The following is a 13,682-nucleotide window of genomic DNA, read 5'->3' as shown; positions in this document are numbered from 1 at the left end:
AAGGATTGATATGCGATTCGCTTGTTTGCTTCTAAGCCTGTTGCTCAGTGCTTGCCAGACCCAGGTGCCTGTATTGCCGGCGTGGCAAGGTGAGCAGGCGCAGGTGTCGGCTGAGGTCGGGCAGATCATTGAGCTGCGCACTGGTCAGGTGCTCAGCCCGCAACAGTTGGTTGAGCGCTTGGCGAGTGCGCCGCGCGTATTAGTCGGCGAGCGCCACGACAACCCCGATCATCACGCCTTGCAGCTGTGGTTGCTGCGCGCCTTGGCGGCCCAGCGCGAGCAGGGCAGTGTGCTGCTGGAGATGCTCACGCCGGATCAACAGGCCAAGGTCGATGCCGCTCACCGTGAGGTGCAAGACGGCCAGCCGCCGGCCGATATGCTCAACGCCCTGGCTTGGCAGCCAGGCTGGCCGTGGTCGCTGTACGGGCCGTTGGTTCAGTATCTGCTGCGTCAGCCTTACCCGTTGTTAGCGGCTAACTTGGAGCGCCGCGAGGTGATGCAGATCTACCGCCAGCCGCCAGCCTTACAAGGCCGGCAGTCGACTGCCAGCGCTGTGCGCGAGGCCTTGGCTGAGCAGATCCGCAGCTCCCATTGTGATCGGCTGCCCGCCAGCCAACTACCGGCCATGCTCGCCGTGCAACAGCAGCGTGACCGGCGCATGGCCCAGGCCCTGTTGGCCGCGCCGCAGCCGAGCTTGCTGCTGGCTGGCGCTTTCCATGTCCGCCGCGACTTGGGCGTGCCGCTGCACCTGGCTGATCTGCAAGCAGGGCAGGGCACGCAGGTGCTGATCCTGGCTGAAGCCGGCAGTGAGGTTAAGCCTGAGGCCGCCGATTATCTGTGGTACACCCCGGCTCAGCCTGAGCAGGATTACTGCGCCAAGCTGCTGGGCAAATAACCTCTGGCAGGTTTCCCTAAGCCGCGGCCTGGTGCTGCGGCTTAGTCGTTTCTGCGCCTAGCATAGTGAGCGTGTAGCTGTGCTAGGCGCGTTCCAGCTTGGCAGCGAGTCCTGGCGTATGGTGTGTAAGGCCAGATGCCGTGCAGAGGAGAGGGGGCGGCACTTTTCTGCAGGCAAAAAAAGACCCGGCAAGTGCCGGGTCAATAACCGTGATTAGCCTGATGAGGAGATAATCTGCAGAGTCCGACTGAGGTCCCTAGAGCTTATCGGCTGATCTCGCGACCAGTTGAGGTAATAATAACAATTATCATTTACAAGTCAACGCCAGATGCAAAATATTTTCATTTGACTGTAAGCCCTGTCACAAAACATCCTCGACCACTGCCCGCCAAGGCCCATATTCAGTGGCCTTAGCCGTTGGTCGGGGCTGCTCGTTGCGTGCTCAGGCTTCAGCCGGCAAGCGCAGCTGAGTTATTTCTTTATTGAGCAGGTCAATACGCCGCGCCATGCTCTCGATCAGGCTGTGGGAGATGCGTGGGTTGCTTTGCATCAAACTCAGGAACTGCTCCTTCGGAATCACCATCACCGTGCACGGCTCGCTGGCCACCACGCTGGCGCTGCGCTTCTCGCGGGTAAACACCGCCATGGCGCCGAAAATCTCGTCCTTCACCACATCGCCGACTTTGTGTCCGTCGACGAAGGCTTCGGCATGGCCTTCGATAATGATGAACACGTTATCGGCGATATCACCCTGGTGGATGAGTTCTTCCCCGGCGGCAAAATGCTGGAAGCCCGTGGCCGGGCGTACATCCGGTTGTTTGAGGCGGGCCAGCGCATCGCTGAGCAAGGCGGTGTGGCCAATCAGGTAATGCAGGAACATCTCCTGGCGCTCTTCGCTGGCGTAGATGTGCTTGAACACCTCACTGCGCTGGTAAGGAATCAGGCTGATGTTTTCCTCACTGCTATAGCGGCAGCTGGGCATATCCAAGCCTTGGCGCAGCCCCAGCAGATCGCCTTCTTGCAGGTAAAACAGCGGGCGTTCGTCGACCACCGCGTGGAGCAGTCCGCTCTCGATAATAAACAGCTGATTACCGGGGAGGCTCTGCGCCAGATCATCTGTGCGTTGCACGTGCAGGGGCGTGCCGCTGGGAGCCAAACCTTCGAGCAGACGCACTGGAATACTTTGCAGGTGATTGATCAGTTGATCGGCGTAGGCCGGTTGCTCCCCCAGTAAATACATTGGCGATTTTCCTTGTGCTGGCTGGCATTCTTATTGGTACTTTCGTGCGTTAAAAAATACGTGGCGCTGCCAGTCAGGTAAATCGTCGAACAAGGAGGTTGTGAGCTAGCTCTTGTTGTACCCCTAAGTTTGATCCAGGCGGTCATTGAGCTGGGCCTTATGCCCGGGCGGCAGATCGTTCCAATGCACGCCCAGCAGGGCGCCCTCGATCGCGTACAGCAGCACCTTGGATGCGCGGAATCCCCGGGCGCGTACGGCCTGATAGGCGCTGACGGCACCTAAACGGCGCAAGTCGTTGGCGTTATGGATGCCCACCGCATGCAGCCACTGCGCGGAGGTCTTGCCGAGGTTTTTCAGCTCTTGCAGTTCATCGTTCATCACAGCTCCTGGCAGCACGGGGTGCTGCGGACGGATTAATGGAGAACACGGAGGTCCTCACCGATAGGGGCTTGGACCGTTCTGCACCGATTAATTCAGCCACGCCTGCAACGCCATCTGCGCGGCAGTGCTGGACAAGTAATAGCGGATAATTCGGCCGGCGTTGCAATCTCAGGCTCAACGGCGCTAACCGCTGCACAAACTGCCGCGATTAACGGGTGTTGTAGCGCAGGCGAGTGCCGAAATTTACCGACATCAGAATCTCGTCAGCGCTCAGTTGCGCGGGGAAGTAACTGCCGGAAATTTGCGCGTGGGCCAGACTCGCGCCCTCCAGCTCACAGGTGCGTAAGTCCAGGCCGCGCAGATCGGTGCCGCGAAAGTAGGCGTTACGAAAGTTGATGTCGGTGGCGTCGAGGGTGCGCAGGTCTAAGCCGCGAAAATCACCATCACTCAGGTCGACCGTACTGGCCGGACGCTGGCTGTTGAACGCGGCGATGTCTTCGTTGTGCAGCAGGGTGTACAACGGATCATCCAGATGACGGGGCGGGTTCATGGCAGACCTCGGGCAACTAAGGTCTTAGCAGTATAGAAGCTGCGGCGCCATCTGCTTGCGCCGCAGCCTTACAGCGTGGGCCTTAGAGGCCCGGCAGGCGTTGGCGAATCTGCGCCACCAAGCTATCCACGCTGCTGCTGATGTGGGTGTCGACCCGCTTGCTGCGGGGCAACTCACTCTCTTGCAGCGGCTCACGCTTGGCTTGTTGCGCGCGTACCACCTCGATGGTCGCATCGGAGGGGTCAGCGCCCTCGGCCTGGCGTTGTTGCAGCCAGCCGGCGATGACTTCATCCGGCGCGTAGCAGTCGAGGATCAGGAACGGCGCGGCACTGTCAGCGGCCACATGCTCGGCAGCCTGGCGCTGAGCCAACTGCAGGTAAGTGGCATCGATCACTACCGGGTAGCCGGCAGCCAAAATCTTGCTGGCCAGTTGATGCAGGTGGGCGTAGGTCGCCGCCGAGGTTTCTGCGCTGTAGATGCCGGTGTGCAGTTCGCCTTGCTGGGCTGGCGCTTGTTCGCCGAACAGACGCTTGCGTTCCACATCGGAGCGCAAGCGAATAGCGCCCAGTGCCTCGACCAAACGCATGGCCACTTGGCTTTTGCCCACAGCGGAAACGCCATGGGTGATGGCCAGCAAGCGCGAGGGGATAGCGCTGTAGCTTTCCGCCAGGTTGGCGTAGTTGCGGTACTGGCGCAGGGTCACGGCCTTTTGCACGGCATCGGTCTGGTGGGCCAGACTGAACAGGGCCACTTTGGCCCGTACCAGCGCGCGGTAAGCCTTGTAGAAGTTCATCAACTGCAGCGCCGGATAGTCGCCGGTGTGCTCCAGCCAAGCGTTGAGGAAGCGCCGGGCGTGAGTCTTCAGGCCACGATCTTCCAAGTCCATGATCAAAAACGCCGCATCCGAGGCGATATCGATCAGGCGGAACGGTTCGTTGAACTCGATGCAGTCAAACAGCACCACTTGCTCATCCAGCAACGTGGCGTTGCCTAAGTGGATATCGCCGTGGCATTCGCGGATGGCGCCGTTTTCAGCGCGCTTGGCCAGCAGTGGCTCAAGCCGCGCGTAGCTGGCTTCGGTCCAGTGTTCCAGTGCTTCGAGCTGTTGCAGGTCGGCCGCATCGCTGAGCATGGCGCGGATCTGCTCAAAGTTCTGGCGCATCGGCGCCATGATCGCCGTCGGGCTGGCCAGAACATGGCTGCTGGGCACCGCCGGGGTGGTGGCGTGGAAGTCGGCAATTTGTTTGGCCAGGGCATCGATATGGGCGCTGGTCAGTTCACCACGGGCTTGCACCGCGCTGAGCAACTGGCTCTGCGGGAACTGCCGCATCTTCAGGGCGTACTCGATAGCTGGGCCTTCACCGCCGAGTTGCGGCGCATCTTCGCTACCTGTGATCGGCAACACTTCCAAGTACAAGCCTTGTGTCAGGCGCTGGTTTAGACGTAGCTCTTCCTGGCAGAAGTGCGCGCGGTCTTTAAGGCTGGTGAAGTCGAGGAAACCGAAGTTCATCGGTTTTTTGATTTTGTAGGCAAAGGGACCGGTGAGTATGACCCACGAAATATGCGTCTCAATGACCTGAAATTGCTCTACCGGATGCGGATAGAGCGCCGGATTCTGCAATGCGTTGATCAGAGCTTGGCTCACGGGCGATCCTTGTACTTAGGACTGATAAGAGTGGGCCATTATGGCCGCTGGGCGTCTGTCTGCAAACCTTGGGCTGGTCTGATGGTAAAGCTGCAAAGTGCGTATAATGCCGCGCCATGACTCGTAAGCGAACTTCCCGACCCCGTACTAAACGCCGTTCCTCTGCTATGCGCCCCTGGCTGGGCTGGGCTCTCAAGCTCGGTCTGGTGGGTTTGGTGGTGCTGGCCGGGTTTGCGGTTTACCTCGATGCCGTGGTGCAGGAGAAATTCTCCGGCAATCGCTGGACTGTGCCCGCCAAGGTCTATGCCCGGCCCTTGGAGTTGTTCGTCGGCCAGAAGCTGGCTAAGGACGACTTCCTTAAAGAACTGGATGCTCTCGGTTATCGCCGTGAGGCGGCTGTCAGCGGCCCAGGCGGGGTGTCGATTGCCGGCAACAATATCGAGCTGCATTCGCGCGGCTTCCAATTCTATGAAAGCACTGAGCCGGCGCAGCGCGTGCGCGTGCGTTTCTCTGGTGACTATGTCGCCGGGCTAAACCAGGGCAACGGGGCTAACTTGGCGGTGGCGCGTTTGGAGCCGCTGCTGATCGGTGGCCTGTATCCGGCCCATCAGGAAGATCGGGTGCTGATCAAGCTCGACCAGGTGCCTCCTTACTTAGTCGAAACCCTAGTGGCCGTTGAGGATCGCGAGTTCTTCAAGCACTTTGGCGTATCGCCTAAGGGTATTGCCCGCGCCATGTGGATCAATGCCAGCGCCGGGCAACTGCGCCAAGGCGGCAGTACCCTGACTCAGCAGTTGGTGAAGAACTTCTTCTTGACCAATGAGCGCAGCCTCACCCGGAAGGCCACCGAGGCCATGATGGCGCTGCTGCTGGAACTGCATTACGACAAGCAGGACATCCTTGAGGCCTACCTCAACGAAGTGTTCCTCGGTCAGGACGGGCAGCGCGCCGTGCACGGCTTTGGTCTGGCCAGTCAGTACTTCTTTAGCCAGCCCTTATCTGAGCTGAAGTTAGACCAAGTGGCCTTGCTGGTCGGCATGGTCAAAGGGCCGACTTACTACAACCCGCGGCGCAACCCGGAGCGGGCGCTGGAGCGGCGTAACCTGGTGCTTGATCTGCTGGTCGAGCAGGGAGTGGTTACGGCTGAGCAAGCGGCCGCCGCCAAGCAAAAGCCGTTGGGCATTACCCAGCGCGGCACCATGGCCAACAGCTCTTATCCGGCGTTCCTGGATCTGGTGAAACGCCAGCTGCGCGAAGACTACCAAGACCAGGATCTGACCGAAGAAGGCCTGCGCATCTTCACCAGCCTCGATCCGATTCTGCAGCACAAAGCCGAAGGCGCTCTGACTGACACCATGAAGCGTCTGTCCGGGCGCAAAGGGGTGGATCAGGTCGAAGCCGGCATGGTCGTCACCAGCCCGGAAAGTGGCGAAGTACAGGCCATTATCGGCAGCCGTTCGCCACGTTTTGCCGGCTTTAACCGAGCCTTGGATGCGGTGCGGCCGATTGGTTCGTTGGTTAAGCCTGCGGTGTATCTGACGGCGTTGGAGCGTCCAAGCCGCTATACCCTGACCAGCCGGGTCGAGGATCAGTCCTTCTCGATCAAAACCGGTAGCGGCCAAGTGTGGACGCCGCAAAACTACGACCGCAAGCCCCATGGCACGATCTTCCTTTACCAGGGCTTGGTGAACTCCTACAACCTGTCGACGGCCAAAATTGGTCTTGAGGTGGGCGTGCCGGAGGTGCTGAAAACCCTCGGTCGCTTGGGCGTGGAGCAAGACTGGCCGGCCTATCCGGCGATGCTGTTGGGCGCCGGTGGCCTGAGCCCCATGAGTGTGGCCAACATGTACCAGACCATCGCCAATGGCGGCTACAACACGCCGCTGCGGGCCATTCGCAGTGTGCTCACGGCAGACGGTCAGCCGCTTAAGCGTTATCCGTTCCAGATTCAGCAGCGCTTTGATAGCGGCGCCATTTATCTGCTGCAAAACGCCATGCAACGCACCATCAGCGAAGGCACCGGGCGCTCGGTCTATAACCAGTTGCCGCGCTCGCTGAAACTGGCCGGCAAGACCGGCACCAGTAACGATTCCCGTGATAGCTGGTTTGCCGGCTTTGGTCAGGACTTGCTCGCGGTGGTCTGGTTGGGGCGCGATGACAACGGCCCAACGCCGCTAACCGGCGCGACTGGTGCGCTGCAGGTATGGACCGATTTTATGCGCCGCGCTGATCCGCTGCCGCTGGATATGCCGCTGCCGGATAACGTGGTGCAAGCTTGGGTAAACGGGCAGACAGGGCAGGGCACTGACCCGAGTTGCCCGAATGCTGTACAGATGCCGTATATTCGCGGCAGCCAACCCGCCCCTGGACCGGCCTGTGGCATACAGGCGCCGGTGAATGAGGTGATGGATTGGGTTCGCGGATGGTTGGACTAACTGAGAGGGTAAACAGTGAATAAGTGGTTGATTTCAGCTTTAGCGTCTTCGCTGGTGCTGGCCGGCTGTAGCAGTGTGCCCAGTGGTTCGATCCCGGTGGTCGAAGGCGGCACCCCTGCCGGGCGCATTCAAGGTGCGACGGTGACCAGCAATCCGCAAACGACTCAGGCGCAAAGCATTCCAGAGGATTCCGGGGTGGTGGTGATGGTGCCGGGTGGTGTCAGCACCACGCCGATTCAAAGCGCTCCGATTACTAGCAGCATCGACACCAGCGGCTCAGGTCAAGCCTGGACGCCACCGGCGGCGACTAACTACAGCGCCCCGGCCGCCAGCGGCATCCCGTCCACGGGCGGTGGCTTGTCAGTAGATGAGCAGTTGGACGGCCCCGTGCTGGCCTTGCTCACCGCCGCGCAACAGCAGCAAGGTGGTGGTGACCTCAATGGCGCCGCCTCCAGTTTAGAGCGCGCCCAGCGCATTGCACCGCGCGAGCCACAAGTGCTCTATCAACTGGCAGAAGTGCGTCTGGCCCAAGGCGATGCCGCCCAAGCTGAGCAATTTGCCCGCCGTGGCCTGAGCTACGCCAATGGCCGCCCGGCCTTGCAAGCCAGTCTGTGGGAGTTGATTGCCAAGGCCCGTGAGAGTCAAGGAGATGCCGCCGGTGCGGCGCAGGCCCGTCAACAGGCGCGAGTGAGTTCTTAATGGCCAGTCAAATTCCAGTGGATTCCCGCAGCGCTGCTATTGCCGAGCTGTTGTTGTTGATTGAGCGCGAGTTGCGCGTACAGGGCTGGTGGGCTGAGGAGTCACCCACTGCCGAGGCGTTGGCCAGTGTCGAGCCATTTTGTGTCGACAGCATGGCTTTTGAGCATTGGTTGCAGTGGATCTTCTTGCCACGCATGAAGCTGCTACTGGAGGAGGGTGCGCCGCTGCCAGCCGTCTCCGGGATTCAGCCCATGGCTGAGCAGGTCTTCACCGGTGCCTTGCAGGCTAAGGCGCAGGGTTTGATTCAGTTGCTCGGTCAGTTTGACCAGCAGATCGCTGGCGCGGTGTAAACCGCGCCACTGCGTCTTAAGGCTTGCAGGTTTCGGCGATCGATTTGCTCAGCTCTGCAATCTGCGCCTGACGTTCATCTTCCCCTAAACGCTTCACTTCACCCGCGACTTCCATACGGATGCGCGGGTTGTTCTGCAGCTGCGCTAAGTTATTGCGCGCGCTTTCGCAGTACTTCTTGATCTCGGCCTCTTTGGCGGCGACCTCTTCTTTGACCTTCTTATCGATGGCCGCTTGCTCTGGGTCGGCGATGTCATTGAAGCTTTCGCGTTGTGCCGGCTCAGCGGCTGGCGGCTCCTTGCTGACGGGCACGTTGGTGTTAATGCTGGTAGCGGTTTGACCTTGCGGCGGCTGGGCGCTGAAGTGGGTCGTGCCATTGCTGTCCACCCACTTGTACACCTGACTGGCCATAAGAGACGGTGACAGGCAAAGCAAGAGGCAGCTGGCGATCACAAAACGGCGCATAGGACATCCTTAAAGAGCGCGGAAAGATGAACTAGCACTATAACCAAATTGCGAGTCACGGGTTTCTGCGCTAGGTCACAGGCATAAGCAGCTGCTTATTTGGTGTTAAATTGCGCTGTATCCTGAAATCCGGGGGATTCTGCTAGTTTTCTCCTAATTAGTGCACGTCCTATTGACTTGTTTCGGCCAAAATCGAACAATTCACCAATCGCTGTAGTGGAGTCCGCCGCAAGCAGGCTTTAGCTCAGTAGACATGAGGCGCTACCCGCGCCGACCTGATGCACCCGCAACGCGTTACCTCGCGCTGGGTGGGAGGGGCCCGCAAAATCACAGGGCGCTCCCAATACTTGCTCAGTAGATGCTGACGTAGTCGGCGACCACCGTCGCTCATGCTCTGCTAGCAGTAAACCTATCTTAGGCCGTCCCTTGGTTGGGCGGTTTTCTAGCGTTTTAGAGGTGAACAACGTGGAGCTTTTATCCGGCGCTGAAATGGTCGTCCGCTTTTTGCGTGACGAAGGCGTTAAGAACATCTACGGGTACCCAGGTGGTGCTCTCCTGCATATTTATGACGCCCTGTTCAAAGAACCTGAGGTGAACCACATCCTGGTTCGTCACGAGCAGGCGGCAACCCATATGGCCGACGGTTATGCCCGTGCCACCGGTAAAGCCGGTGTGGTACTGGTGACTTCCGGTCCAGGCGCGACCAATGCCATTACCGGTATTGCTACGGCCTATATGGACTCCATTCCGATGGTGGTGTTGTCCGGTCAGGTGCCGAGCACCATGGTCGGTACGGATGCCTTCCAGGAAACCGACATGATCGGTATCTCGCGGCCAATCGTGAAGCACAGCTTCATGATCAAGCATCCGTCGGAGATCCCGGACGTCTTGAAAAAAGCCTTCTACCTCGCCCAGTCTGGTCGTCCTGGTCCTGTCGTTGTCGACATTCCAAAGGACATGACCAACCCGGCGGAGAAGTACGAATACGTCTTCCCGAAAAAGGTCAAGCTGCGCTCCTACAGTCCGGCTCTGCGTGGTCACTCCGGGCAGATCCGTAAAGCGGCTGAGTTGCTGCTCAGCGCCAAGCGCCCAATCGTTTACTCCGGTGGTGGGGTGATCATGGGTGGTGCTGCGGCGCCGCTGACTGAATTGGCGCAAATGCTCAACGTACCTGTCACCAACACCCTGATGGGGTTGGGCGGCTACCCAGGCACTGATCGTCAGTTCCTCGGCATGCTCGGCATGCACGGCAGCTACACCGCCAACTTGGCCATGCACCATGCTGACGTCATCTTGGCTGTCGGTGCGCGTTTCGACGACCGCGTGATCAATGGCGCGGACAAGTTCTGCCCGAATGCCAAGATCATCCACGTCGATATCGACCCGGCGTCCATTTCCAAAACCATCAAGGCCGATATCCCAATCGTTGGCCCGGTGGACAGCGTAATGACCGAGATGGTCGCGATCCTCAAAGAGATCGGCGAGCAGATCAACAAAGAAGCACTGACCAGCTGGTGGAAGCAGATTGACGAGTGGCGCGCCGACGGCTTGTTCCCTTACGACAAGGGCGACGGCAGCGTGATCAAACCGCAAGCGGTGATCGAGGCTCTGTCTGAAGTCACAGGCGGCGATGCCTTCGTCACCTCCGACGTTGGTCAGCACCAGATGTTTGCGGCGCAGTACTACCGCTTTAACAGGCCTAACCGTTGGATCAACTCCGGCGGCCTGGGCACCATGGGCTTCGGTTTCCCCGCGGCCATGGGCGTCAAGCTAAGCTTCCCGGATGCTGACGTCGCCTGCGTAACAGGTGAGGGCAGTATTCAGATGAACATTCAGGAGCTCTCCACCTGCATGCAGTACGGCCTGCCGGTGAAGATCGTGAACCTGAACAACAGCGTGTTGGGCATGGTGCGTCAGTGGCAAGACATGATGTACAGCAGCCGTCACTCGCACTCGTACATGGAGTCGCTGCCTGACTTCGTCAAGCTGGCCGAGGCCTATGGCCACGTGGGTATTCGCATCACTGATCTAAAAGACCTCAAGCCGAAACTGGCTGAAGCCTTTGCGATGAAAGATCGCTTGGTGTTCCTGGATATCAAGATTGATCAGAGTGAGCACGTCTATCCGATGCAAATCAAAGACGGTGCAATGCGCGACATGTGGCTGAGCAAGACGGAGCGGACCTAATCATGCGACACATTATTTCCCTGCTGCTGGAGAACGAACCCGGCGCATTGTCCCGCGTGGTGGGTCTGTTCTCGCAGCGCAACTACAACATCGAAAGCCTGACCGTGGCGCCTACCGAAGACCCGACTCTGTCGCGTCTGACGTTGACCACCATCGGTCATGATGAGGTCATCGAGCAGATCACCAAAAACCTCAATAAGTTGGTTGAGGTGGTTAAGCTTGTGGACTTGTCGGAAAGCGCCCACGTCGAGCGTGAATTGATGCTGGTTAAGGTCAAGGCCACTGGCGCCCAGCGCGCTGAGGTTAAACGCACCACGGATATTTTCCGCGGCCAGATCGTCGATGTGACCAGCAGCGTGTACACCATTCAGTTGACTGGCACGAGCGACAAGCTGGACAGCTTTATTCAGGCCATCGGCACGGCGTCGATCCTGGAAACCGTACGCAGTGGCGTTACTGGCATTGCCCGTGGCGACAAAGTACTCAGCATCTAACTCATTTAACGAATGGCCTAGTGGCCAGGTAAGCAGGAGTTTTCCATGAAAGTGTTTTACGACAAAGACTGTGACCTCTCGATCATCCAGGGCAAAAAAGTAGCCATCATCGGTTACGGCTCCCAAGGTCACGCCCACGCTTGCAACCTGAAAGACTCCGGCGTTGACGTTACTGTAGGTCTGCGCGCTGGTTCTACCTCGGTAGCTAAAGCCCAGGCTCACGGTCTGAAAGTTAGCGAAGTTAAAGAAGCTGTAGCTGCTGCTGACGTCGTCATGATCCTGACTCCTGACGAGTTCCAAGGCCGTCTGTACCGCGACGAAATCGAGCCGAACCTGAAAAAAGGCGCCACCCTGGCCTTCGCTCACGGTTTCTCCATTCACTACAACCAAGTAGTGCCGCGCGCTGACCTCGACGTGATCATGATCGCGCCGAAAGCGCCAGGTCACACTGTGCGTAGCGAATTCGTCAAAGGCGGTGGTATCCCTGACCTGATCGCGGTTTACCAAGATGCTTCCGGCAATGCCAAAAACGTTGCTCTGTCGTACGCTTCGGGCGTGGGCGGCGGCCGTACCGGTATCATCGAAACCACTTTCAAAGACGAAACCGAAACTGACCTGTTCGGCGAACAAGCCGTACTGTGCGGCGGTACTGTTGAACTGGTTAAAGCGGGCTTCGACGTGCTCGTTGAAGCAGGCTACGCACCAGAAATGGCGTACTTCGAGTGCTTGCACGAATTGAAACTGATCGTTGACCTGATGTTCGAAGGCGGTATCGCCAACATGAACTACTCGATCTCCAACAACGCTGAGTACGGCGAGTACGTAACCGGCCCAGAGGTCATCAACGAGCAGTCCCGTCAGGCTATGCGTAACGCTCTGAAGCGCATCCAAGACGGCGAGTACGCCAAGATGTTCATCAGCGAAGGCGCCACCAACTATCCTTCGATGACTGCCTACCGTCGTAACAACGCGGCTCACGGCATTGAAGTAGTTGGCGAGAAACTGCGCGCGATGATGCCGTGGATTGCGGCTAACAAAATCGTCGACAAAACCAAAAACTAAGCGGTATTTAGGTTTTTGTGACATAGAAAAACGCGGCCAAGGCCGCGTTTTTTTATGGTCGGCCAAGGCTTCTGGTATAAAGCAGGGGTTAGTTGTTGGTGCCGCCCTGAATCGCTGTGGTTGGTGCCTGTCGAAATTTTCCAAATCCGTTGCAAGGTGTTGTTCATGAATGAGCGTCCAGATGAGTCGCAATCACCCGTCGATGCCGAGAGCCTGTTACCCATCGATGAGCATATAGAAGAAGGTCATGACGACGAGGGCCGTAAGGTCCGTCATCGTGGCATCTACCTGCTGCCTAACCTGTTCACCACTGCCAACCTGTTTGCTGGTTTCTACGCCATCATCAATGCCATGAACGGCAACTTCTACGTGGCCGCTGCGGCGGTGTTCGTTGCCATGGTGTTGGATGGTCTGGATGGTCGCGTAGCTCGCCTGACCAACACCCAAAGTGCGTTCGGTGCGGAGTATGACTCGCTCTCCGACATGGTCGCCTTCGGTGTGGCGCCGGCGCTGCTGGCGTTCGAGTGGGCGCTGGGCAGCATGGGTAAGGTCGGTTGGATGGTCGCCTTCATCTATGTGGCGGGGGCGGCGCTGCGTTTGGCGCGCTTCAATACGCAAATCGGCAGTACCGATAAGCGCTACTTTATTGGTCTGGCCAGTCCGGCCGCGGCTGGTGTGGTGGCCGGTACTGTGTGGGCCTTTAGTGATTTCGGTATCCAGGGCTCGAACATGTCCTTCGTGGTGGCGCTGTTGGTGGCTGCTGCGGGTGTGCTGATGGTCAGCAACATCAAGTACAACAGCTTTAAAGAGTTGGACCTCAAAGGGCGTGTGCCATTTGTGGCGATCCTGGTCGTGGTGCTGTTGTTTGCGGTGGTGTTTAGCGATCCGCCGCGCATCCTCTTGCTGATCTTCCTCGCTTACGCCGCATCTGGTCCGATCCAGTACTTGCTGCGCCTGCGTCGCAAGAAAGCCTAATAGCGGCGCAGCAGTCATAACAAAGCCGTTGAAGCGTCAGCTTCAACGGCTTTGTCGTTTCTGCAGGCACCGCTTTTGTGCGTCTTTCTCTATGGCGCGAGCTGTATTCGATTAAAAATCTAATCAAATCATTGACCTACAATTTTTCCTGCCTATAATGCGCCCCTCTTGAAGCGTATCTGCTCCTGGAAATTTCTTATTAATCAATAAGTTAGTTTGAAATTAAGGGTTGCAAGTCAGTGAAAACTGCGTACAATGCGCCGCTCTGGCAGGGTGTTCAAAGATGCGCTGCTGGTGCTTAGATCA

At 58.3% G+C, this 13,682-nt stretch carries 13 protein-coding genes; 8 read left to right on the top strand and 5 right to left on the bottom strand.

From position 1 onward, the window contains the following. Positions 1–10 precede the first annotated feature (10 nt). A complete protein-coding gene (locus NTD81_RS16705) occupies positions 11–895 on the top strand; it encodes a ChaN family lipoprotein (protein ID WP_262183794.1) in 885 nt (294 codons plus the stop codon). 442 nt (positions 896–1,337) lie between these two features. Here NTD81_RS16705 and NTD81_RS16700 read toward each other — a convergent pair whose 3' ends face one another. From NTD81_RS16700 to NTD81_RS16685, 4 genes are all read right to left on the bottom strand, one after another. Beyond that, entirely contained in the window at positions 1,338–2,135 is a 798-nt protein-coding gene (locus tag NTD81_RS16700) for a cyclic nucleotide-binding domain-containing protein (RefSeq protein ID WP_262183793.1), read from the bottom strand. 123 nt (positions 2,136–2,258) lie between these two features. Next, complete coding sequence (locus NTD81_RS16695; protein ID WP_262183792.1) at positions 2,259–2,513, bottom strand: TfoX/Sxy family protein; 255 nt, start codon at positions 2,511–2,513, stop codon at positions 2,259–2,261. A gap of 211 nt (positions 2,514–2,724) precedes the next feature. Continuing rightward, positions 2,725–3,066: a pentapeptide repeat-containing protein gene (locus NTD81_RS16690; protein WP_262183791.1), complete on the bottom strand. Its 342-nt coding sequence runs from the start codon at positions 3,064–3,066 to the stop codon at positions 2,725–2,727. An 82-nt stretch (positions 3,067–3,148) separates the two neighbouring features. Continuing rightward, on the bottom strand, positions 3,149–4,711 hold the full coding sequence (locus NTD81_RS16685; protein ID WP_262183790.1) for an AAA family ATPase: 1,563 nt from the start codon (positions 4,709–4,711) through the stop codon (positions 3,149–3,151). Positions 4,712–4,827: 116 nt separating this feature from the next. Here NTD81_RS16685 and mrcB point away from each other — a divergent pair, with 116 nt between their 5' ends. The 3 genes from mrcB to NTD81_RS16670 are packed head-to-tail and all read left to right on the top strand — an operon-like array spanning position 4,828 to position 8,195. Further along, a complete protein-coding gene (gene mrcB / locus NTD81_RS16680; protein WP_262183789.1) occupies positions 4,828–7,146 on the top strand; it encodes a penicillin-binding protein 1B in 2,319 nt (772 codons plus the stop codon). 15 nt (positions 7,147–7,161) lie between these two features. Next, entirely contained in the window at positions 7,162–7,845 is a 684-nt protein-coding gene (locus NTD81_RS16675; protein ID WP_262183788.1) for a tetratricopeptide repeat protein, read from the top strand. 17 nt (positions 7,846–7,862) lie between these two features. Beyond that, positions 7,863–8,195 (top strand): YqcC family protein, encoded by a 333-nt coding sequence (locus tag NTD81_RS16670; RefSeq protein WP_262183909.1) that lies wholly within the window; start codon positions 7,863–7,865, stop codon positions 8,193–8,195. 16 nt (positions 8,196–8,211) lie between these two features. On the opposite strand, the gene NTD81_RS16665 is transcribed toward NTD81_RS16670, so the two are convergent. Further along, positions 8,212–8,658: a DUF4124 domain-containing protein gene (locus NTD81_RS16665; RefSeq protein ID WP_262183787.1), complete on the bottom strand. Its 447-nt coding sequence runs from the start codon at positions 8,656–8,658 to the stop codon at positions 8,212–8,214. Positions 8,659–9,123: 465 nt separating this feature from the next. Here NTD81_RS16665 and NTD81_RS16660 point away from each other — a divergent pair, with 465 nt between their 5' ends. From NTD81_RS16660 to pssA, 4 genes are all read left to right on the top strand, one after another. Then, positions 9,124–10,845: an acetolactate synthase 3 large subunit gene (locus NTD81_RS16660; protein ID WP_262183786.1), complete on the top strand. Its 1,722-nt coding sequence runs from the start codon at positions 9,124–9,126 to the stop codon at positions 10,843–10,845. A gap of 2 nt (positions 10,846–10,847) precedes the next feature. Next, a complete protein-coding gene (gene ilvN / locus NTD81_RS16655) occupies positions 10,848–11,339 on the top strand; it encodes an acetolactate synthase small subunit (protein ID WP_262183785.1) in 492 nt (163 codons plus the stop codon). 45 nt (positions 11,340–11,384) lie between these two features. After that, positions 11,385–12,401 carry a ketol-acid reductoisomerase gene (gene ilvC / locus NTD81_RS16650; protein ID WP_262183784.1) on the top strand — a complete coding sequence of 339 codons (1,017 nt, stop codon included), beginning with the start codon at positions 11,385–11,387 and terminating at the stop codon, positions 12,399–12,401. Between the two features lie 165 nt (positions 12,402–12,566). Further along, the gene (gene pssA, locus NTD81_RS16645; protein ID WP_262183783.1) at positions 12,567–13,376 is read left to right on the top strand and encodes a CDP-diacylglycerol--serine O-phosphatidyltransferase; all 810 of its coding nucleotides are present in this window, start codon (positions 12,567–12,569) and stop codon (positions 13,374–13,376) included. The last annotated feature ends 306 nt before the right edge of the window (positions 13,377–13,682 follow it).

The organism is Pseudomonas sp. 5P_3.1_Bac2, assembly GCF_025465995.1.
In the GTDB taxonomy this organism is placed as follows: domain Bacteria; phylum Pseudomonadota; class Gammaproteobacteria; order Pseudomonadales; family Pseudomonadaceae; genus Aquipseudomonas.
Note: the sequence above shows the minus strand (reverse complement) of the source record. Positions and strands in the feature narration are given on the sequence as shown.

Coding starts and splice junctions, on each gene's coding strand:
- NTD81_RS16705 (WP_262183794.1), top strand. CDS start 11: ATGCGATTCGCTTGTTTGCTTCTAAGCCTGTTGCTCAGTGCTTGCCAG.
- NTD81_RS16700 (WP_262183793.1), bottom strand. CDS start 2,135: ATGTATTTACTGGGGGAGCAACCGGCCTACGCCGATCAACTGATCAAT.
- NTD81_RS16695 (WP_262183792.1), bottom strand. CDS start 2,513: ATGAACGATGAACTGCAAGAGCTGAAAAACCTCGGCAAGACCTCCGCG.
- NTD81_RS16690 (WP_262183791.1), bottom strand. CDS start 3,066: ATGAACCCGCCCCGTCATCTGGATGATCCGTTGTACACCCTGCTGCAC.
- mrcB (WP_262183789.1), top strand. CDS start 4,828: ATGACTCGTAAGCGAACTTCCCGACCCCGTACTAAACGCCGTTCCTCT.
- NTD81_RS16665 (WP_262183787.1), bottom strand. CDS start 8,658: ATGCGCCGTTTTGTGATCGCCAGCTGCCTCTTGCTTTGCCTGTCACCG.
- ilvN (WP_262183785.1), top strand. CDS start 10,848: ATGCGACACATTATTTCCCTGCTGCTGGAGAACGAACCCGGCGCATTG.
- ilvC (WP_262183784.1), top strand. CDS start 11,385: ATGAAAGTGTTTTACGACAAAGACTGTGACCTCTCGATCATCCAGGGC.
- pssA (WP_262183783.1), top strand. CDS start 12,567: ATGAATGAGCGTCCAGATGAGTCGCAATCACCCGTCGATGCCGAGAGC.